This is a genomic window from Edaphobacter sp. FHG110511_03 (genome assembly GCF_059115365.1).
On sequence record NZ_JBZYWL010000002.1, the window covers coordinates 92,506 to 113,470 of the forward strand.

Below are 20,965 nucleotides of genomic sequence, written 5' to 3' on the forward strand. Positions count from 1 at the left end.
ATAGCTGTATAGGGCAGCGCCACCATCGCGGAGTGCGATTTTTCAGTCATCTCGAGAAAAGTGTTCAGGCGGACGTCTTCCCCGCCGCATTGAGAACAACGGATGCCTCGCTCGTCAGGGCTCGAAACGTAAACGTCTCCTGGAGATAAAGACGAACCACGGTGTCAGTATGGCTAAGATAGCCAAGGGAGACATCCTGCCCGATCGTGAGCTCGAAGTCACCGCCGCGCGTCGTGAGCACAAAGGCACCGTCGATTGCAGGGGCCCAAATGATATTGCCGTCAACTAGGCGTTTGACGTGTTCCAGCACAGGATACCCGTGGTCCCGCGTCTCCGCGAGTTCCGTATAGGCATTGGCTCCAAGCAGCACCGAATAGGGACCGTTCACACCAACCAGACGTAACTGGCTCAAAGCTTGAGCCACGGCATCAGGGTAGTCCTGCACGTTGGCAGGAAGAGCCATTGCGGGATTGCTGCTTGCTTCGCGGATGCCCTGGATGTTCGCTTCAGCGTAGCCATTGAAGATAGCTCGGTCTTCCGCGAACGCGATTTTCTTGGCAGCTTCCTTGGCGGGTTGCCAGTCCGAGTCGCCTGAGCCTCGTTCAACATCGTCGATTGCATCTCGCGTCAACTCGAAGGGCACTCTCAGTTCCACGAGAGCTTTTACCTCGCGTTGCCTCGAGATAATGTCCTCGGCTGGCGGGGCTATCGAGACTAGGTGACCGGTCCCCACTGCTGGCAAACCAACGCCTCCGGGAGTCGGCACATCAACAACACGCCGACCAGCCAGGTATCGCTTGAGCGTCCGAGTAGTCTCCTCTTCAATCTGATCCCATGCCGCCTCAGAGATGGGAGCTAGCTCACGGTGGAGGTTATTCATGTCGTTCTCCTCTTAGGGATCCTATCCCGAGTGATGTGTCGCGCGTGGACGACGACACGGAAGGTGCATCCGATGTAACGGCCGGAGTCGCGATTGCCGCGGCCGCAGGCTGCTCCTCACCTGCGCCTTCAAGGAATGTCAGCGATGGAGCGAAAAATAGACCCCCGGTAACCGCTCGACTAAAGTCCAGAAGGCGATCGTAGTTTCCAGGAGGACGGCCTATGAACATATTCTCCAGCATCAATTCGGTGACGCGCGGGGTCCGGCTGTAACCGATGAAATAGGTACCGAATTCGCCACGGCCCGGTTGCCCAAACGGCATATTATCGCGCAGGATCTTCAACTCCTTGCCGTCTTCCTCGATCACAGTGAGCGCGCTGTGAGCTGAGGTTGGCTTCGTTGTGTCGTCAAGCTCGATATCCGACAGCTTTTTGCGACCGATGATAAGCTCCTGCGCCTCGGTGGATAAGGCATTCCATCCTTTCATATCATGAAGGTACTTCTGAACCAGGACATAGCTGCCACCTGCGAAGTTCGCGTCTTCGTCGCCCACCAGCGCCGCCTGAAGCGCGAGGGAGCCCCGGGGATTCTCCGTGCCATCGACGAAACCGATGAGGTCGCGGTCCTCGAAGTAACGAAAGCCCTGGACCTCGTCAGCGATCGCAACCGCTCCTCGGATGCGATCCATGATCTGCGTAGCCAGCTCGAAACAGATGTCCATACGCCCGGCGCGAATATGGAACAACACGTCGCCCGGCGTGGCAACCGCATGTCTGTTGCCTGCATGGAACTCCCGGAATGGGTGGAGCTCTGCTGGTCGAGGATTGCCGAAGAGCTTGCCCCACGCATCCGAGCCGAAGCCCACTATGCAGGTGAGACCGGCGTCAATATCGCGGAACTCGACGGCGCGGATGAGCCCTGCCAGGTCGCCGCAAAAGGAGCGCATCGTCGCGTAGCTCTCTGCGTCGGGATTTACAGTGACAACCAGGAAGATCGCGGCACGCGTGAGCGGTCCGAGTACTGGCTGAGGTACTGGCAACGGGTCTGGCTCATTTGAAGTCGTCATCTGCGCTACTGCCACCAGTCTCTTCGAAGCTCCGTCATGCAATCATTCCTCGATCGTCTTTCTCGTGTGATAAGGCGACTATGAACCCGCTTAATCAAGGTTACCGCATCCCTTGGGGCATGACATAGGTCGGAGAGTTTGGACTTCCATATAAAGACCTCGGATCGACGCGCGGGGATCATTACTCGAGGCCCATATCGTTTCTCGAAGACGAATTCGACAACTCCAGCTTGCATGTGTCCACGGGCTGAGACATGCTTCGATCCCGAGCCCGTCTCTCCGCCCGCATTTTATTTCGGTCAACTCAACCACGCGAACGCGTATACAAGGCCCAGAAAAGAGAGTGCGATCCATAAAAGCCATCGCTCTGACTTGATTGTTATACGGTAACGTTCGGGAATTCCTCTAAACCATGCCACGATTTCTCGGCACATATCCCTGAAAGTATCGAGACCAAAGATATCGGTCATTGGCTACAGTCCCCTGCTCGCAAAATGGAGTTCTCTCGCGGTCCTCTCTTCCTGAGACCTGGATAGAACGACAACTGGGATCTGGCCAATGCGAGCAACAGTGCTGGTATAGCTCCCAATAAACGAAGATTACATGAACCTTCACTGACGGCACATCGAGATTTCTCGTCCTGTGAGGCGTCCACGCTTTCCGGCGCTTCATTACGGATGGCGACGATTGCATTCGACTATATATGGAAGTAAATCCAATATAACTTCCATAATTATTGACAACCATCATTTAGCTTCGATAGCTTTATCCGCGTTCCGTTTAAGGTTGCGTTCGCTTAATCACGCGAGGTTTGGAGATTGTCATGTCCGCTAGGAAGTTAATTTTCATTTTGCTTGTTTTTTGCCTTACAGGAGTACTCCAGGGACAGGAGGATCGTGGACGCATCAGTGGCCTTGTTACGGATCCCACGGATGCTATTGTGCCGAACGCAATCGTGATCTTGCGCAGCGAGGGGACTGGTGTCGCCCTGTCGACGAAGACAGGCGCCGCAGGAGGTTACCTGTTTGACCTCCTCAACCCCGGTTTGTACACCATTCAGGTGGAGTCGCCTGGGTTCAAGCAGTTTCGGGCGCAGCACGTTCGCGTAGAGGTTGCCAGCAGGGTCGGCGTAAATGCCAGGCTACAAGTGGGCGAGCAGACAGAGGTGGTAACGGTGACAGACTCCGGGGGCGCCCGGCTGCATACGGAAGATGCCACGCTGGGCTTTACCGTAGAAGCTCGTTCCGCCAATGATCTCCCGCTCCTCTATAGCAATCCCTTCGAGCTCCAGTTGCTTGCTCCAGGCGTCTCCAGTACCACTCTGAGCACAGGCGCTCACACCTACGAAGGCGGCCCCGAGAGTAGCACGGTGAACGGTTCGCAGAGTGGGCGCACGGAATTCACGCTCGACGGCGCGCCCGATACTCGGAATGGCGGCGCCGTCACAACCGCCTACGTCCCATCGCGAGATTTTATCGGCGAATTTCGCTTGATTACCTCGCCCTATGACGCTTCGCTCGCACATACCTCGGGTGGATCGATCGATACCAGCCTGAAGGCCGGTTCGAGCCAATACCACGGAGGCGCAGCAGTCTTCGCGCAAATACCGAACGTAAACGCTCCGCAGTTTTCTCAGACGCTTGCATCTCCCCCGGCTGCAAAGTTCAATCGCGAAAGCGCCGAAGTAGACGGACCGATTCTTCGAAAGAAACTGTTCTTCTTCGCCGGATATGAGAAGCAGTACAACAAGCAGGCGGCCAGCACGACTACACAGACGGTGCCTACGGTGGCGGAAAAAAATGGTGACTTCTCTGCCCTTCTTGGCCTAAGTAAACCGGTAACCTCTACCTACACTTGTCCAACCAACGGCGCGAAGCTAACCACCGCTCCCTACGATCCCTACCAGATATGGAATCCTTATTCGACGCACGTCGATCCAAACTGTCCGGCGCTCATGTTCCGTGACGCCGTGCCCGGCAACATCATTACAAGTGTGCGTCCGATCGATCCAGTCGCAAAGAACATCATGGCCTTTTATCCCGATCCGAATACTCCAGGCCAGGTTAACGGACAGAACAACTTCGCCTCTGCCGCAGCGAATGTAGATCATTATTGGAACGTAGCGACACGTATTGACTACAACCTCTCCGATCGCCAGAAGCTATTCGGCCACTACATCATCAGCGATCGCACGCAACCGGGTAAAAATCTCTTCTTCCCCGGCGCCAGCGGTAAGACAAACATCCTTCGTAACAAAGCCGGCGTGCTCGACTACACGAACACCCTCACCGACACTACGATTCTGAATGTTCGCTACTCGTTGACCCGCTTCACCACCTCCGCTGGGATCGACGCAAAGACGACGGCAACGGATCTCGGAATCAATCCGAATGCAATCGAAGGAACTCCTGCGACGGCACAGGGTTTCCCCTATGTCTCCCTTAATGGCTATGCCGAACTTGGCAATGCAGATCCAAGTTTTGAATATGACACGATCCATGATGCGCAGGTAAATCTGACCAAAGCGCTCAATCGGCACAGTCTGAAGTTTGGCGCGGAGTGGCGCATGTATCAGGCCAATCAGGCTGACCTTACCAATGAAAAGCTCTTCATCAACAGCAGTGGAACCTACACTGCCGGTCCTTCGAGCGCGCTATCGAACTCACCATTGGGACAGTCGCTCGCATCCCTACAATTCGGCATCGCAGAGGGCACGAACCAACGCCTGAATGCCGCCACCTCGAATAACACCACCTACTGGTCGAGCTACCTTCAGGACGACTGGAAGGTGCGTTCTAACCTCACGCTCAATCTTGGCCTGCGATATGAGTATGGCGGCCCGATCAGTGAACGAAACGGCAAGAGCATATCGTACTTCGACATGACCACACCGAATCCGATCGCTGGTCAGGCTCAGGCGAATTACGCAGCTCACTCCAATGCTGCGGAGCAGGCACTCGTTCCGGTAGGAAGCTTTAGCGTCAATGGCGGTGTGCGGTACGTCGAGAAGGGGAAGGATAACTGGGATGCGCAGACCACAAACTTCTCACCGCGTATCGGATTCTCCTACAGTCCTACTCCTAAACTCGTTGTGCGTGGCGGCTTTGGAATCTTCTACGAGCACTTTGCCGAGTATGTTCAATATGGAAATCCACTGGGGTTCACGCAGACGACGAATACGGTCGCGACAACGGACAATGGCATCACCTATTCCGCTAGCCTTCAAAATCCCTTTCCCAATGGCTTGGTTCAGCCATCCGGCAATGCAAATGGACTCCTGCAGAATGTCGGTCAAACCATCTCCCAGTTTTACATTCAGCATCCGAAGACACCCTATGGCGAGCGGTATTCGTTAGGCTTTCAATATGCACTTCCCGGCGACATTATCGTGGAGGCCAACTACGTTGGAAACCTTGGCCGCCATCTCATCGTTACCCGCGATTGGAATGCGATTCCGAACCGATATCTGAGCACATTGCCTACACGCGATAACGCCGCCAACGGTCGCCTGACCGCAAACTATCCAAACCCATTCCAGGGAATTGTGGTTCCCGGCACGACCCTGAACACCGCTAATATCAGCGGAAACCAGCTCGTTAAACCCTTTCCCCAGTTCACCGGTCTTACCAGCCGGGATACGGCAGGCTACAGCAACTACAACGGTCTGCAGATCTCGGCGCAGAAACGGTTCTCGCACGGATACAACATGAGCGTGTCCTACCAGCTGTCTCGTACTTTGGATGCACTCACGTTCCTCAATGGAGCAGATGCCAAGCCGTGGTATGGAGTCTCCAACACCGACTATCCGCAGATTCTCTCCGTCGCCGCAATCTACGAGCTGCCCTTTGGCCGGAACAAGGCTTTCCTGGCCGATACGCCAACCTGGGTAGATACAGTGATCAGAGGCTTTCAAGTTGAGGGCACCTACAGAATCAGCAGCGGTCAGCCTCTCACGTTCACCAGCCCAGGTACGATTCTCAAGCCGGGTGCCACTTACGCGGATATCGCAGGTCCATCACGCCACAACTATCTTCAGTGGTTCAATACGGATGCTTTCTATCATGCCAATAAGGATCTCGGCGGAGATCCGAGTTATGCCAGCACGGAAGCTTTAGCCTCCAACCTTCGTGTCTTTCCGCTGCGCTTCAATAACGTTCGTCAGGATTACCAGAATCTGCTGAACGTTGGCGCAATAAAGAAGTTCACCGTCTACAAAGATCGAGTCAACATGAACCTGAGAGCAGAAGCGATCAATGCGCTTAATCATCAGGTTTACACCAACCCCACAACAGATCCATCAAGCGGCAGCTTCGGCCGTATCAGCGGACCAGGAAATCAGGCCCGCATTCTGCAATTCGCGCTTGAAGCTCACTTCTAAATAAGGGGTAGCAAACTGCAGGCTCCTTCACCCTTATGTAGGGGTCTGCACCGCACTTCATAGAATGCACGCAATTTCCTTAAAATCGTCTTACTTCTATGGACTGATTTCGTTTGAAGAGAACCCTCACATAAATGACAGAGACCAATTGCTATACTCCATCGGTGAATAAAATAACTCGCCGTTCCATGCTGAAGCTGGCCTCCGCTGGAAGTCTTGCCAGCCTTATCGTCGATGGCCAGATGATCGCAGAGCCGCAGCACGAGGCAGTGGCTAAGTGGGAGATCTTCAAGATCTCGCTGGACGGCCCCTCGCAGGGAAATCCCTTTCGCGAGGTACAACTTTCCGCGATCTTTTCCTTGGGAAACCGGACGGTAGAAGTCGAAGGTTTTTACGATGGCGAGGGAAAATACAAGATCCACTTTATGCCCGACACTGAGGGTGAGTGGAGCTATCAGACAAAAGGCACCGCTGCCTCACTGAATGGAAAGCGCGGCCGTGTTCGCTGTACTGCTCCTCTCGAAAATTCGCATGGGCCGGTTTCCGTACGCAACACACTGCATTTCGCCCATGCCGATGGCACAGCCTTTTTCCCTTTTGGGACGACATGTTATGCATGGACGCACCAGCCAGAATCGTTGCAACAGCAGACGTTGGCGACACTAAAGACAGCGCCTTTCAATAAGCTCCGTATGTGCGTTTTTCCTAAGAGCTATGAGTACAACCACAACGAGCCGGAACTCTACCCCTTCGCGCGTGATAGTGCGGGAAAATCTGACTTCGATCGTCCGAATCCAGTGTTCTTCCGTCACCTGGAGGAGCGGATCGGCGATCTGCGTGCGCTCGGAATCGAAGCGGACCTTATTCTCTTCCATCCCTACGATCGATGGGGCTACGCGACGATGTCTGCCGAACAGGATGATCGCTATCTGCGCTACGTCCTTGCTCGACTCTCCGCACACCGAAACGTCTGGTGGTCGATGGCAAACGAGTTTGATTTGATGAAGGCGAAGACGGTTCAGGACTTCGACCGTCTGTTTCACATCATCGAGCAATATGATCCGGTCTCGCATCTTCGTTCTATTCACTACTCAAAGACGATGTACGACTACTCGCATCCATGGATCACCCATGCCAGTCTTCAGAGTTCTCAATTTGAAGCAGGAGCGGGGTATCTTCGATCATGGAAAAAACCGGTCCTCTTCGATGAGGTGATGTATGAAGGGAATCTGAATCGACGCTGGGGCAATATCTCCGGCGAAGAGATGGCACGGCGCTTTTGGCTGGGGATTATGGCAGGCGGATATGTCACTCATGGAGAGACATTATTGAAGCCTACCGAAGCAATGGACGAGAACACCACTCCTACGCTGTGGTGGGCGCATGGCGGCAAACTCAATGGAACCAGTCCGGAGAGAATCGGCTTTCTACGCCGGCTGGTCGAAGAATCGGTTCCAGCCTCTCACCCGACCTTCGCGCGCGCCGGGTTGGAGGCAACCGACTCACCCTACTACCTGAATGTCTCGGCGGTCGGTGATGACAGTAAATCTCCGGACTACATCCTCTATTACTTCGATTTCCATCAGCCCATCTGGTACGAATTCCCTTTGCCTGAGGCTGACTTCGATGCGGAGATCATCGATCCATGGGCGATGACGATCCATCCGGTTTCGGGTAAATTTCGAGGTAAGGCTAAACTTCGCCTTCCCGGAGTTCCCTACCAAGCTGTTCGATTTCGACGTTCAAGCTAGACGCGTTTTTGCAGTTAGCCATGCGATCGATAGAACAGACTTGTTCTCCGCCCAGAAAAGGTACTGGAGCTCGCAAAACGATTCTCCTTCACAACAGATCGGATGAGATCCTATCTACCAAACCCATCCCGTGAAACCAGGGATAAAACATTTGCATTTCGCTCTTCCGTCGCAGAAACTGCTTTGAATGGTTATAGCCTTCGATCGTCCGATCCATGCTACGTTCCCTATTGGAATGCAGTCAAAGTTTACCTCGCCTGCAGCAATTGAATCGAATTCCCAATGATGAACAAAAGCAAACGCGTAACGATCGCAGTGCTCCTCGGTCTTGGCATTCTTGTCAACTACTTCGATCGCGTTAATCTGTCCATCGCGCATGATGCTCTACAAAAAGCCTTCGGAATCTCCGATATCGTTTTTGGATATCTCTTGGGCGCGTATAGCTGGACCTACGCCGCGATGCAGCTGCCAAGTGGGACTCTACTCGATCGCTTCGGCGTACGCCGAGTCATGCTTGTGGCGATCCTTTTATGGGCGCTTGCCTCCGGTCTGGCGGCGGTAGCACCAACGATCCTTTTCCTGTTTGCGGCACGCTTCTTGTTAGGGATTGGCGAAGCGCCTACCTTCCCGGCCTGCGCCAAAGCCATCGGGCTGTGGTTTCCGCCAGCCGAGCGAGGAGTCCCGACGGCTACCTTTGATGCAGCCGCAAAGCTCGCGATAGGGCTTGGAACTCCCATTCTCGGGCTCATACTTCTGCATTTTGGAATGCGTGCCAACTTCGCTGCAACAGCCGTTCTCAGTGCCCTTTACGCATTGCTATTTGCGCTTATCTATCGAGATCCCGCAACCGGAGAAGTCTTTCATAGTGATTCTCCTCGCGCGGAGAAGGCCATCGGCCTTACTTTGTCCGACTTATTGCGGCAGCGCAAAGTTCTCGCTATTGCTATAGGGTCGGGTGCATACAACTATTGCTTTTATCTGCTCTTGACCTGGATGCCCTTCTATCTGCAGAAAGGTCTGAAGATGTCTAGTCGACAGGCTGTTCTTTGGTCTGCCGTTCCCTGGCTGGTTGCGGCGGTCGTTGGATTTGCCGTGGGGGGAATCCTGACGGATGCGCTCGTGAGTCGTGGCTACGATGCGAGCAAGGTGCGAAAGAGCATATTGGTCATCGGCACAGGAATGGGTTTATTTGTACTGGCGCCTGCATTCTTTCAACAGCCTCAAACCGTCCTGGTATGTCTCTCCCTGGCTCTCAGTGGTCTGGCAGCTGCATCGCCGGTTCTCTGGTCGCTTCCTTCCCTTTTGGCCCCGCCCGAAAGCACCGGGCGAGTGGGAGCCATCATGAACCAGTCGAATCAAATCGCAGCGATTGTCGCGCCCATCGCGACAGGCTATATCAGCACCTGGACTCATTCTTTTGCGGCGGCATTCCTTGTTGCAGGCGCCATCCTTTCGCTGGGAATTGCGAGTTACATATTTCTTCTTGGGAGAATCGAATCCATATCACCGGCACCCGTCAAAGACGGCCTGACGGCGTAGTCTTAGCGCCCCCAGCCGGAAGCGCCCGTGTTGCCCCGGTCGATATGCCACCGTCCACAAGCAGAGTTTGTCCGGTCACGTACCGGCTCTCTTCCGACGCAAGAAATACCACCGGACCATCGAGATCATCGGGGCTCCCCGGACGTTTCAAAGGAATACGGTCACAGAGATACTCAACCCATTCTTTGTTCTCATACATAATCTGATTCTGGGCTGTTTTGAACCAGCCTGGCGCAAGGCAGTTTACGGTAATGCCATGGGGTCCCCAGTCATCCGCAAGGCTCATCGTCAATTGGCGAATGCCTCCTCGACTGGCCCCATAAGGACCAAGACCCGCATAGCCAGCGACCGAAGTAACGGAACCAATATTGATAATGCGACCGTAACCGCGCTCGATCATTCCTCTTGCCACCGCTTGCGCAACGAAAAATGAACCGCGTAGATTCGTATCCAGAATACGGTTCCAATCATCCCAGGTCACATCTACGGCAGGCTTTCGGATATTCATGCCCGCATTGTTTACCAGAATGTCGATCGTGCCGAATGCCGAATAAGCCTCAGCGATCCCGGACTGTATGGACTGTTCGTCGCAGACGTCGAGCGATACGGAGGCACAACGACGGCCCAGCGCGGAGATCTCTTTTTCAAACTCCGCAAGCGACTCGCGGTTGCGACTAGTGAGAATCAGGTCTGCGCCAGCCCGTGCAAGAGCTCTGGCAAAATATTGGCCAAGTCCTCGGCTTGTACCGGTGACCAGAGCGACACGGCCAGTGAGATCAAAAAATGACGATTTTGCTGTGGGTGAGGAAGTGGGCAACGCTGAACTCATCGATCTCCCGTTTAAACCGTATTTGGCGCGAGAATAATTTTAATAATGTTGGGCTCTCTCTTGTAAAGGCGATCAAAGGCAGCCGCACCCTGCGACAGCGGTTCCACAGCCGAAATAAGAGAAGAGACATCAATCTGTTTCGTCGCCATTAGCTCGATCGCCTTCGGGTACTCTCCTGCCGATGCCGCTGAGCCTTGTAATCGGATCTGCCGCGTCACCACAGCCTGCAACGGCAGCTCAACCTTGGCATCGATGTTTCCCACCAGGGTCACTGTTCCTCCCTTGCGCACTGCATCGATTGCGGCCTGAACGGTCGCTCCAAAGCCCACGGCTTCGAAGACATGATCCACTCCGTCTGGGTAGCTCCGAAAGATAATTTCCTTGGAATCAGGCCCCTTACCCTTGGCAGGCAAATGGATTGCGGTATGTGCCCCAGAGCGTTTGGCCGCTTCCACCCTGCTTTCGTCCGGATCTGCGACGAAGATATGGGAGGCGCCTGCCACGCGGAGAGCCTGTACGATCAGCGTTCCAATCATCCCGGCGCCGAGCACGAGCGCAGTCTCTCCTGGCTGAAACTTCGAGACGGAAACTGCATGAAGCGCAACCGACACCGCCTCAATCATTGCGGCTTCGGTAAACGACAACTCGGCAGGGAGCCGATGGAGCACTCTGGTTGGAATCGCAAGATATTCGGCGAAAGCCCCATTTCTCCGATAATCCGTGCAGGAGACGCCAAAGACCTGTCGGTTGTCGCAGAGATTAATGTCTCCACGTATGCAATATTTGCATCTGCCGCAATAAAGGGTCGAATCGAAGGTAACTCGGTCGCCGACCTTCCAGTCTGTTACTCCTGAACCGACCTTGTCTATAACTCCTGCAGCCTCATGTCCCATAATTAGGGGCGGAATCCTTCGTCCCGACGAGCCATCATAGCCATGTACGTCGCTTCCGCAGATGCCGCACGCCTCCACTCGTAGCAGGATCTCGTCCGTTGCGAGATCGGGTAAAGGGGCATCCACCAATTCAAGTTGCCGGTACTCCGATAGCATGAGAGCTTTCATGGCATCAACTTTACACGAGGGAATGCTTCGGAGCCTAAACAGACGAATAGCCAGCCACTGGACTTCCTAAATGCTCCGTTGAATTCACTGAGTTGCCAAACGGGGATTCGTCTCTGAAATATCGCGGTTTGTCATCGAAATGTCAGCGCCATGCGCAATCTCTGTCTGCCAGAAGAGTTTGACATTACAAAGATACGAACATGACAATTGCCTTCCTTCAGCTTCCTATACTCGATTTTGTTCGAGGATGCGGCCGCTCACTCGCGCGCATTCAAGTCTGAAAAAATAGGAAGGGCCTTGTGCAACGGCGACATCGCAAACTATACCGATGGGCTATCGCAACCTGTGGAATTTTCTTCGCCTTGGAACATCGTGCACTCTCTCAGGACACACCTGCGATTCGTGCTATCGAGACGCACGCCGGACACATACCTACCATCTCTGGAGGCGCGGCTTATATTCACAATGTGAACGGCGGGGTCCCGTCACTCATACCTCAAATCAACCCTGTCCTTCTAGTGCCGTTTGGATCTCATGTTTTGCTGGAGTCCAGAACGGACTTTACCGGATTCTTTCAACGTGAAAATCAGACCGAGGGACCCTTCAAGGGAAAGGTCTTTAAGACCGTAGATTATGCGCAGATTGACTGGCTGGCGAACACGCATGTCATCGTTACCGCTGGAAAGTATCTGCTCCCCTTCGGTCTCTACAACGAGCGCCTCGTGCCCATATGGATTCGCAATCTCGCGGATTCACCGATTACTGCAGCAATAGGCACCCGAAACAGCGGAGCCGGCGACGGCATAATGCTTCGGGGAGTAGTCCTTCAGCGGCCGGCATACTCAGTGCAATACTCAAGCTACTTCTCTGCCCGCAGCGACATTAATCAACTTCAGGCGGCGAGAACTGCCGGGGGAGATACGAGCATCTATCTGACTCGCCTTCGCCTCGAAGCCGGGGTTTCTTATCAACGTTTTCTCCAACAGCAGAATATCAACAGCGTTGCCACTTACATATCCTGGCAGCCTCGTACCACACCGCTTGATTTAAAGGCGGAAGGAGATTTCAGTTATAACGGCCGAGGTTATTGGATTGAAGGCGCCTATCGCCTTCAGCAACTTGCAATACCCTCCTTCTTTCGCCGAGCCCAGGTCGTCACACGCATGCAACAGTTCTTCCCTTTGCATGGAGGCGGCAACAGTCTGCCTAGGGTCGATACCCATCGAATCGACTTCGGGATCAACTACTACCTTCGTGACGACATCCGCTTCGTTTCCAGCTATGCGCGCACCTTCTCCAGTCAGGGGAATGCCAACGTCTGGAACGTAGGTGCATCTTACAGATTTCTATTTCCGCTCTGGCCGGGGAGGAAAAAATGAACCGTCATCTGCTCAATGGAATCTTGCTCCTCTGGCTTGTGTCCTGCTCTGCAGGAGTTCTTGCAATACAGCAACAGAACACTGCGGCACCCAAAGTATCGTCTCAGCAAGCTAAGCCAGCCAGAACCGGTGAACAGGTCTTCAATGACAATTGTTCCCGTTGCCACACGCCTCCAATGGCGATCAGTCCGCGGATAACCGGCACAGTCATCATGCATATGCGAACACGCGCACGGCTATCCCAAAAGGATCAGGAACTGCTCCTCAAATACCTCGCACCTTGATCCAATCTCCCTTGAATGTTTTACATAACCCCTTATGAGAGGAATTCTACAAAGTGAAGCTGATTCCCTGCACATTATTTACTTTGCTGATGGTCGCGCCCGTCCAGCCGGGACCCACAATTCAAGCGCAGCAGACTGAGCACACGATCGAAATTCATGCGCACCGATTCAGTTTTGAACCCTCTGAGATAACCCTGAAGCGTAACGAAACTGTTCAGTTACGGCTCATCTCGGACGATGTCACACACGCCCTTCTTGTTCCCGATCTTGGAATCAATCAGGAGATTAAAAAAGGAAAACCGGTTGAGATTACAGTCACGCCCAGCACGGATGGTGACTTCCATGGTCAATGCGGACATTTTTGTGGGAGTGGTCATGGCTCGATGCTATTTGTCGTTCACGTAAAGGAGTAGCTATATGCGTGTATGGCTTTTCGTCCCAGCCTGTATGGCAATCGTAATAACACTAAGCGGGTGCAGAGCGGATCCCCCCGGTCACTTGGAAACTTCGACGATCAACTGGACGAAACACCATCTCACAGTGCAGGGACGGGATAACAGTAATCCCATCCCTGCGACGAAAGAAAATATAGAAGCTGGCAAACAGGCCTTCAGCTCTTATTGTGTCGTATGTCACGGTCGTGACGGCCAGAATACGGGCGTACCGTTTGCGGATAAGTTATCGCCTCCAGTACCCTCCCTTGCATCTTCCCATGTGCAGGACTATACCGATGGACAGCTCAAATGGATTATCGAAAACGGTATAGGGCCGTCAGGAATGCCGGGGTCGAAAGGAATCCTCAGCGATAGCGATATGTGGGCGATCGTCGTCTTCCTGCGTCATCTACCTCCTGCCGGCAGCCTCGGCGAGCCGCGGACCTACACCGGCGATGAATACGAAAAATGATGGGAACAAACGAGATGACATCCACATCCCACATGGAAACTGTTTACCTCACGCCTTCGCCCGACGATCAGCCTTTATTCGATGCGATCATGCCGTATCGTTCTATTTTTTTTCCGCTGGGTTTTCCCTTTGAAGTTGCGACCAATTCATCGGATGTCCTTGAAGCGGCGGCACAAAGTTGGGGCAAATTCCAACAACGATTCGATGCGGATCCCCTTCTTTTCAAACTTGGTGTTACTTCAAATCCGCAGGAGTCTCTATCTCTACCTCCAGCTCCCCTTTGCCGAATTCACGGACATCTGCTCTCACTCATCGCGAATCAATATAACTTCGTAAACTCTGATCTCAATACCGGTCTTACTTATGGATGGATAACGGACCAGACGGCCAAATCCACTTCATATCTGCGATATCACTTCCTCGAAGCAGGCGCTCTCACCATGCTGGCCACTGTCCGGGCGTCCGCGCTGCATGCAGCTTGTGTTAGCTCCCATGGATTCGGCATGCTGCTCTGCGGAGATTCCGGAGCAGGCAAATCTTCGCTTGCATTTGCAGGGGTTCGCTCTGGCTGGACCTACACCTGCGATGACGCAAGCTATCTTCTCCTCGATAGAGAGGAGCCGACAGTCGTAGGAAACTGTCATCAGTTCCGTTTGCGAGACTCCGGAGCGCAACTCTTCCCTGAACTCGAAGGTCGTCCCATTACTCCTCGCGCGGCGGGAAAACCTTCTCTTGAAATTCCTACCGCGGAATTGGCAGGCATTGCCATAGCGGAATCTACACGTGTACAAGCGATCATATTTCTCAACCGTCGCGAGATCACGGTCCCGGAATTAGTCCCTTTCTCAAAGGACCACGCCCGCCGTGGGTTTCAACAATCGCAATTTATCAAAACCACATCAGCAGCTAGACAGTCAGCCGCAATCGACAGACTGCTTCAGCTTCCTGTCTACGAACTGCGTTATACAGATCTCAATTGGGCCATCGAGCGACTAGATCGACTTGCCCAACAGGGGCTCTAAATATGGAGAAAGTTCGTAGGCTAAAGATTCCTTCGGAAATCGCGGCTCTGCTCTCTGCTCTCCAAGTGGGCAAGCGCAATATGGAGCCGCTGCGAGCACTCAAGGAGGATCAGTGGCGCAGCCTGCTCGAATTTTGCGACACCGCTCATCTCACGCTTGTCCTAGCACAGCTTCCCACGGAAAACTTCCCGGTATGGCTAGCGGATCGCCTTAAAAGGAATCTTGCCGACAATGCTCTGCGATACGAAAATATCCGATCCATCTACCAGGAAGCCGACACTGCTCTCGATCGCGCTGGAATTCCGCATATCATCATCAAGGGTTTCACCCAGGCTCCGGGATATGTTGCGCGCCCCGAACTCAGATCTCAGTCCGATCTAGATTTCGTCTGTCCGCCAAACCAGATCCCAGCAGCTCGAGCCGCCTTGGAAGAGATAGGTTATCGATCTCATAAAAGCACCAACACCGCATTGGCTGACCATGACGATGCGTTGACGCGCCTGGGAGACTGGCAGTGGAGAGGAAATCCCTACGATCCGGTCATGCCTCTCGGAATCGAGCTCCACTTTTGCCTCTGGAATTCGACCGTCTCCAGGTTTTCAATTCCTGAGATTGAATCTTTTTGGAATAGGAGAATTCGACGGAAGATCGATGAATTCTCCTTCTCCTGTCTCAGTCCGGTAGACCACCTGGGACATCTCGCGCTTCACATCCTTCGCAATCTACTTCTTTGTGACTGGATTATTCACCATGTCTATGAACTGGCAGTATTCCTTCACTCTCAGGCTGAAGAAGATGCGTTCTGGAGCGACTGGCTTGTCTCGCATTCGCCATCCCTCCGATCGCTCGAGGCACTTTCCTTTTACCATGCTCGCGCCTGGTTTGGCTGTCGCCTCCATTCCTACGTTGAACAAGAGATAGCACGTCTTCCCGCATCACAGCTCGGATGGCTTGAACGCTTCTCGGGTTCGTCCCTCGAAAATATGTTCCACCAGAATAAAGACGTTCTCTGGCTGCATCTCAGTCTTCTTTCATCAAGGGAAGACAAATGGAAGATATTTAGACGAATCCTGATTCCGCCCCGTATTGCATCTCTGGACTCCCCAATCGTTCGAGTTAGGAATAAAAGATCCCTGCAATCTAATGCGGGCCCCGTGCGCCAGTATCTTGCCTATCTCGTATCAAGATCCGGAACGCATAGCATTGCCACAATCGCTACGCTCTACCAAGGAGTCGTTTGGTGGATTTCACGATACCGTTTACCGCGCTCTAATCGCTCCGGCCTCCCGCCTTCTCTTCCTAGTAAAGAGCTCCAGAACGGACAGCCGTAATAATCAAATAACAGCCCATCGCACTCTGAACCGCCGTAAGTGTCGCGGACAAAAAACATCGGCTGCGCACACTTGCGCAGCCGATGTTTCATCTCTTTTATTTCATCTAGCTACTGATTGCCGCCTTGTGGCGATCCGCCGCCAGGACCGCCTCGACGTCCGCCTCGACGACGACGTCCACCCGGCCGACGTTGTCCAGCTGGAGCGCCGGGACCACTTGGACGGGATGCTCCTTGCGGTACCGCATCGGCGCGATTGAAGTTTGGTTCTTCCTCACCTTCCTCTTCGCCGCCGTCTTCGAAGTCGTCCTCATCTTCGAGTCCTTCGGGATCGGTGGCTGCCGCCTGCTGAGCGCGACCGCGTTCTTCACCGTCTCCACCCTGGGGAGCCGGATCCGGCAATCCCAGCTTGGCACGCTGTTCACGCAACACCGCCTTGCGGGAAAGCTTGATGCGATTTCCTTCAATTGCGAGAACCTTCACCAGGATCTGGTCGCCCTCGCGCAGTTCGTCCTTCACATCCTTTACGCGATGCTCCGCAATCTCCGAGACGTGCAGCAGGCCATCCGTTCCAGGGAAGATCTCGACAAACGCGCCGAACTCCGCAATTCGTACGACTTTGCCAAGATAGGTCTTCCCCACCTCAGGCACTGCCGTCAGATCGCTGATCATCTGGATCGCACGCTCCAGGCCATCCGCATCGCTCGAGGCTACGTTCACGCGGCCCGTGTCGTCGACATCGATCTTCACGCCGGTCGCGTCAATGATTCCGCGAATCACCTTGCCTCCCGGTCCAATCAGATCGCGAATCTTGTCTGTCGGAATCTGCATCGTGTGGATACGCGGTGCGAACTTCGACTTCTCCTGATTTGCGCCGGCAATCACTGCGTCCATCTTGTCTAGAAGGAAGAGTCTTCCATGACGAGCCTGCTCCAGGGCTTCACGCATAATCTGCGACGTGATTCCCATGATCTTGATATCCATCTGCAGTGCGGTAATACCATTGCGCGTTCCGGCTACCTTGAAGTCCATGTCGCCATAGTGGTCCTCGGCTCCGGCAATGTCGGTCAGGATGGCGTACTTATCGCCCTCCTTCACCAGGCCCATCGCCACACCGGCAACTGATCCCTTCAGCGAAATGCCAGCCTGCATCAGCGAAAGCGATGCGCCGCAGACCGTAGCCATGGACGACGAGCCGTTCGATTCCAGAATGTCCGACACCACGCGTAGCGTATAGGGCGATTCATCCTCGCCCGGCAACACGGCTTCAATCGCACGCGAAGCCAGGGCGCCGTGACCGATCTCTCGCCGGCCAACACCAGACATCCTCCCTACCTCTCCTACCGAGAACGGCGGGAAGTTGTAGTGCAGCATGAAGCGCCGCTTTTGCTCGCCTTCGTAGCTCTCCAGGCGCTGTGCATCGTCGGTCGTTCCCAATGTAGCCGAGACCAGTGCCTGCGTCTCACCGCGCGTAAACAGCGCCGAGCCGTGAACGCGGGGAAGAACGCCCACCTCAATCGTGATCTCCCGGATCTCATCGAAGGCCCGATGGTCTGGACGAATCCGGTCGTTCAGAACCTGCTCGCGGAAGATATTTTCGCGCAGCAGTTCATAGTACTTGCCAAGCTTCTTGGCGGCATCCGAATCTCCCTCGGGAAGCTCCTTCTTGAGCTCGTCCTTGATTGCTTTCACCAGAGCGTAGCTTTCGAACTTCGGGTGCTTCTTGGTGTCGAGCGCATCCGCCAGACGAGCGCCGATCTTTGCCTTCAGCGCATTCAGGTACTCGCTGTCGGTCTCCACAGCCGTCACCAGCCGCTTCTGCTTGCCCGCGCGCTTGACTAGATCTTCAATGGCCGCGCAGATCTTCTTGATCTCGCCGTGTGCAAACTCGATCGCGTCGACGACGCGCTCTTCCGGAATCTCCTTCGCGCCGGACTCGATCATCACGATGCCGTCCTTCGTGCCGACGACCATGATGTTCAGCTTGCTCTTCTCGCGCTCCGCATACGTCGGATTCACGATGAACTGATCCTCGACGATGCCGATGCGAACCGCGCCCACAGGACCGTGAAACGGAATATCGCTCAACGCCAGCGCGCAGCTGGCTCCGTTGATGCCAAGTACATCCGGATCATTCTCCTTATCCGCGGAGTAGACAAACGCGACCACCTGCGTCTCGTTGCGGAATGCCTCGGGAAACAGCGGGCGGATCGGACGGTCGATCTGGCGGCTGGTCAGAATCTCCTTCTCGCTCGGACGCCCCTCACGCTTGATGAATCCACCGGGAATGCGTCCACCGGCATAGGTAAACTCGCGATATTCCACCGTCAGCGGAAAGAAGTCGATGCCTTCCTTCGGGTCCGGCGAGGCGACCGCTGTCGCCAAGATCACATTGTCTCCGCTCGATGTCAGCGCGGCGCCTGAGGCCTGCTTGGCCATGCGGCCCGTCTCAAATTTGATCTGCTTGCCGCCGGCAAGCTCTACAATCACGTCCTGCTTCATATGTGTGCTCTCTTTTCTCTCGTCTCTATCGTTTATCTGGAACTTGGTCGCGTCTTCCGCCCGTGCGTTTGTGCAGACGCGAAAAAGCGCAGCGAGCCGCCGATCCTCTAGACCGTCAGCACGCTGCCCTGTGTCGAATGATTCATGGAATAGTTCCGCCCGGCCGGCTCAAAGCGTCCAGCGTTCATGGCAATCAGTGCGCTTGCCACGAGTGCCATCGTTATCGGCTCCCGCTGCAAGACCCTTTGCGGTCCTGCACAAGGTCTGCAGCCGGAATCGAACGGGCCGAGCATGCTTCCATGGTTTGAATGAAGGTGTCTCCGGGATGCGGTTACTTGCGGATGCCCAGTTTGCCAATCACATCGCGGTAACGGTCGGCGTCGCACTTCTTCAGGTAATCCAGCAGGCGACGGCGCTTGCTTACGAGCATCAATAGCCCGCGGCGCGATCCGTGATCCTTCTTGTGAGCCTTGAAGTGCTCGGTCAGATCTCCGATGCGCTCGCTCAGAATCGCGATCTGAACCTCGGGGCTTCCGGTATCGGAATCGTGGGTGCGAAACTTCGCAATAATATCTGTCTTCTTAGCAGGTGCTAGCACAGCTTTCGTATACTCCTGATTCTTCTAGTCCACTCTTAGTGTCCCCATAAGGATAGCATTGCCGTCCCGGAGGGGCAATTGAGGATCGCCTTCAGGCATCCGCAAGGTACATTTCCCGTTGCAATGGCTCCGGCTCGTTCTACTTCTCGCTTTCCTCTGCGTATCCGCGCATCTCGCCCAGCCAACGCGAAAATCGCAACACCTGGCTTCGCTCGTCCCACATCAGCGCCCAGAAGTCCTTTGCTTCCACCGCATCGGCCTTCTTCCCGGAATAGGTCTCCAGCCGCCACCGCAGGTAGGGACTACGCCACGGCCGCAGACGATACCCTCGAGTCGCATGCCATAAGAACCGTATCCCCTCTACCATGCCTCCAGTGTACCTTTGGGGGTGCCGTCAAAGAGTCCAACATGGATCCCGCCTTGCAACAACTCCAAAGCGAACTCTCCGGCTCCCTCCATGGCCTCAACGCTGTTCAGGCGCAACTCCACCCGAAACACGATCCGGATCGCTGGAATATCTGTCAGATCGCCCAGCACCTCTTGATGGCTTTCGCCTCCACGACTTCTTCCATCAAAGATCGCCTCGCAAAAGGAACTCCCACCCGCTCGCGTCCTACTCCATCCCAACTTCTCCCGCGGTTCTTTGTGATCCGGTTAGGCTTTATCCCTGTACGCCGCGAAGCTCCTGCCATCGTCACGCCGCCCGCCTGTTCGCCCGCTCCTCACCCCAGCGGAGACGACCTCACCTCTGCAATCATCGTCAGCCTTACCAGCATGGACTCCGTACTGACCCAGGCCGAGGGCCTCTTCAGCTCCACTCCCTGCCTCTCCCACTTCGTCCTCGGGCCGCTCAGCATCCCTCAATGGCGACGCTTTCATCTCGTGCATGGGCGACATCATATTCGTCAGATTGCCGCCATTCGCCGCGAATACAGGTTCTCAGCTCAGGCAAGAGCCACTACCTTCAGCTCGCCTCTTCTTCGTCCAGGTCATCCTCCACCCGCACAAAGCGCCGGATATACTTCAGCGGCTCCTCGGTCACAGCCATCTCGCGCAGATGATATCGCCACACATCTTCGCGCGCCGTGCGCCGCGTATATGCCTTCCGTGTGATCTCACGCACTGTGCCATCGGCCATGGCTCGTGAAAACGTCTGCGTCGGAACCTGAAACGTCATCAGTTCCCCTGCCTTCCAGAAGCTCGACGCGAACTCATGCGAGAACAACAACGCATAGTAGCGTCTCTCCTCCGCCAGCCTCTCGAGAGCTTCCTGCGTGCTCGTCCACGGCAAACCCATGCGCGATACATACCACTTCTTGAATGGGAATCCATTTACCCGCGCCTGGCCCACCAGCACTTGGAGCAGTTCAAACCGTGTCATATACGCCCTTCCATCTCAACGCAGACGTTTGGTCGCCACGGTCGTCCACGCGGCAGGGT

At 54.6% G+C, this 20,965-nt stretch carries 17 protein-coding genes; 8 read left to right on the forward strand and 9 right to left on the reverse strand.

Annotated elements, in window-relative coordinates:
* Positions 1-64: 64 nt before the first annotated feature.
* Both AC5S26_RS09845 and AC5S26_RS09850 read right to left on the reverse strand, forming a co-directional pair.
* A complete protein-coding gene (locus tag AC5S26_RS09845) occupies positions 65-880 on the reverse strand; it encodes a family 1 encapsulin nanocompartment shell protein (protein ID WP_494184720.1) in 816 nt (271 codons plus the stop codon).
* Complete coding sequence (locus tag AC5S26_RS09850; protein ID WP_494184721.1) at positions 873-1,946, reverse strand: Dyp-type peroxidase; 1,074 nt, start codon at positions 1,944-1,946, stop codon at positions 873-875. The genes AC5S26_RS09845 and AC5S26_RS09850 overlap by 8 nt, the downstream gene beginning before the upstream one ends.
* A gap of 850 nt (positions 1,947-2,796) precedes the next feature.
* Between AC5S26_RS09850 and AC5S26_RS09855 the strand changes: the two genes are divergently transcribed.
* From AC5S26_RS09855 to AC5S26_RS09865, 3 genes are all read left to right on the forward strand, one after another.
* Positions 2,797-6,324, forward strand: a complete 3,528-nt coding sequence (locus AC5S26_RS09855; protein ID WP_494184722.1) for an outer membrane beta-barrel protein — start codon at positions 2,797-2,799, stop codon at positions 6,322-6,324.
* Positions 6,325-6,458: 134 nt separating this feature from the next.
* The gene (locus tag AC5S26_RS09860; RefSeq protein ID WP_494184723.1) at positions 6,459-8,075 is read left to right on the forward strand and encodes a DUF5060 domain-containing protein; all 1,617 of its coding nucleotides are present in this window, start codon (positions 6,459-6,461) and stop codon (positions 8,073-8,075) included.
* Between the two features lie 282 nt (positions 8,076-8,357).
* The gene (locus tag AC5S26_RS09865) at positions 8,358-9,614 is read left to right on the forward strand and encodes an MFS transporter (protein WP_494184724.1); all 1,257 of its coding nucleotides are present in this window, start codon (positions 8,358-8,360) and stop codon (positions 9,612-9,614) included.
* Here AC5S26_RS09865 and AC5S26_RS09870 read toward each other — a convergent pair.
* Together AC5S26_RS09870 and AC5S26_RS09875 are read right to left on the reverse strand one after the other, a co-directional pair.
* Positions 9,592-10,443, reverse strand: a complete 852-nt coding sequence (locus tag AC5S26_RS09870; RefSeq protein ID WP_494184725.1) for an SDR family NAD(P)-dependent oxidoreductase — start codon at positions 10,441-10,443, stop codon at positions 9,592-9,594. The genes AC5S26_RS09865 and AC5S26_RS09870 overlap by 23 nt on opposite strands.
* A gap of 11 nt (positions 10,444-10,454) precedes the next feature.
* A complete protein-coding gene (locus tag AC5S26_RS09875) occupies positions 10,455-11,504 on the reverse strand; it encodes a zinc-dependent alcohol dehydrogenase (RefSeq protein WP_494184726.1) in 1,050 nt (349 codons plus the stop codon).
* A gap of 362 nt (positions 11,505-11,866) precedes the next feature.
* Here AC5S26_RS09875 and AC5S26_RS09880 point away from each other — a divergent pair, with 362 nt between their 5' ends.
* The 5 genes from AC5S26_RS09880 (at position 11,867) to AC5S26_RS09900 (ending at position 16,426) form a co-directional block, all read left to right on the forward strand.
* Positions 11,867-12,883 carry a hypothetical protein gene (locus AC5S26_RS09880; RefSeq protein WP_494184727.1) on the forward strand — a complete coding sequence of 339 codons (1,017 nt, stop codon included), beginning with the start codon at positions 11,867-11,869 and terminating at the stop codon, positions 12,881-12,883.
* Positions 12,884-13,220: 337 nt separating this feature from the next.
* Complete coding sequence (locus AC5S26_RS09885; protein ID WP_494184728.1) at positions 13,221-13,580, forward strand: cupredoxin domain-containing protein; 360 nt, start codon at positions 13,221-13,223, stop codon at positions 13,578-13,580.
* Positions 13,581-13,665: 85 nt separating this feature from the next.
* Positions 13,666-14,073 (forward strand): c-type cytochrome, encoded by a 408-nt coding sequence (locus AC5S26_RS09890; protein WP_494184729.1) that lies wholly within the window; start codon positions 13,666-13,668, stop codon positions 14,071-14,073.
* Between the two features lie 14 nt (positions 14,074-14,087).
* On the forward strand, positions 14,088-15,095 hold the full coding sequence (locus AC5S26_RS09895; RefSeq protein WP_494184730.1) for an HPr kinase/phosphorylase: 1,008 nt from the start codon (positions 14,088-14,090) through the stop codon (positions 15,093-15,095).
* Positions 15,096-15,097: 2 nt separating this feature from the next.
* Positions 15,098-16,426 (forward strand): nucleotidyltransferase family protein, encoded by a 1,329-nt coding sequence (locus AC5S26_RS09900; protein ID WP_494184731.1) that lies wholly within the window; start codon positions 15,098-15,100, stop codon positions 16,424-16,426.
* A 110-nt stretch (positions 16,427-16,536) separates the two neighbouring features.
* Here the strand turns inward: AC5S26_RS09900 and pnp are convergent, their stop codons facing one another.
* The 5 genes from pnp to AC5S26_RS09925 all read right to left on the reverse strand — a co-directional run bounded on the left by pnp (position 16,537) and on the right by AC5S26_RS09925 (position 20,906).
* Positions 16,537-18,927 carry a polyribonucleotide nucleotidyltransferase gene (pnp, locus tag AC5S26_RS09905; protein WP_494184732.1) on the reverse strand — a complete coding sequence of 797 codons (2,391 nt, stop codon included), beginning with the start codon at positions 18,925-18,927 and terminating at the stop codon, positions 16,537-16,539.
* 331 nt (positions 18,928-19,258) lie between these two features.
* Positions 19,259-19,525, reverse strand: a complete 267-nt coding sequence (rpsO, locus tag AC5S26_RS09910) for a 30S ribosomal protein S15 (RefSeq protein ID WP_494184733.1) — start codon at positions 19,523-19,525, stop codon at positions 19,259-19,261.
* A gap of 139 nt (positions 19,526-19,664) precedes the next feature.
* The gene (locus AC5S26_RS09915) at positions 19,665-19,892 is read right to left on the reverse strand and encodes a hypothetical protein (protein ID WP_494184734.1); all 228 of its coding nucleotides are present in this window, start codon (positions 19,890-19,892) and stop codon (positions 19,665-19,667) included.
* Positions 19,886-20,062, reverse strand: coding sequence for a hypothetical protein (locus AC5S26_RS09920; protein ID WP_494184735.1), 177 nt, complete (start codon positions 20,060-20,062; stop codon positions 19,886-19,888). The genes AC5S26_RS09915 and AC5S26_RS09920 overlap by 7 nt, the downstream gene beginning before the upstream one ends.
* 427 nt (positions 20,063-20,489) lie before the next feature.
* On the reverse strand, positions 20,490-20,906 hold the full coding sequence (locus AC5S26_RS09925; protein WP_494184736.1) for a hypothetical protein: 417 nt from the start codon (positions 20,904-20,906) through the stop codon (positions 20,490-20,492).
* Positions 20,907-20,965: the final 59 nt, after the last annotated feature.

Coding starts and splice junctions, on each gene's coding strand:
- AC5S26_RS09845 (WP_494184720.1), bottom strand. CDS start 880: ATGAATAACCTCCACCGTGAGCTAGCTCCCATCTCTGAGGCGGCATGG.
- AC5S26_RS09850 (WP_494184721.1), bottom strand. CDS start 1,946: ATGACGACTTCAAATGAGCCAGACCCGTTGCCAGTACCTCAGCCAGTA.
- AC5S26_RS09860 (WP_494184723.1), top strand. CDS start 6,459: ATGACAGAGACCAATTGCTATACTCCATCGGTGAATAAAATAACTCGC.
- AC5S26_RS09865 (WP_494184724.1), top strand. CDS start 8,358: ATGATGAACAAAAGCAAACGCGTAACGATCGCAGTGCTCCTCGGTCTT.
- AC5S26_RS09870 (WP_494184725.1), bottom strand. CDS start 10,443: ATGAGTTCAGCGTTGCCCACTTCCTCACCCACAGCAAAATCGTCATTT.
- AC5S26_RS09875 (WP_494184726.1), bottom strand. CDS start 11,504: ATGAAAGCTCTCATGCTATCGGAGTACCGGCAACTTGAATTGGTGGAT.
- AC5S26_RS09895 (WP_494184730.1), top strand. CDS start 14,088: ATGACATCCACATCCCACATGGAAACTGTTTACCTCACGCCTTCGCCC.
- AC5S26_RS09900 (WP_494184731.1), top strand. CDS start 15,098: ATGGAGAAAGTTCGTAGGCTAAAGATTCCTTCGGAAATCGCGGCTCTG.
- pnp (WP_494184732.1), bottom strand. CDS start 18,927: ATGAAGCAGGACGTGATTGTAGAGCTTGCCGGCGGCAAGCAGATCAAA.
- AC5S26_RS09915 (WP_494184734.1), bottom strand. CDS start 19,892: ATGGTAGAGGGGATACGGTTCTTATGGCATGCGACTCGAGGGTATCGT.
- AC5S26_RS09925 (WP_494184736.1), bottom strand. CDS start 20,906: ATGACACGGTTTGAACTGCTCCAAGTGCTGGTGGGCCAGGCGCGGGTA.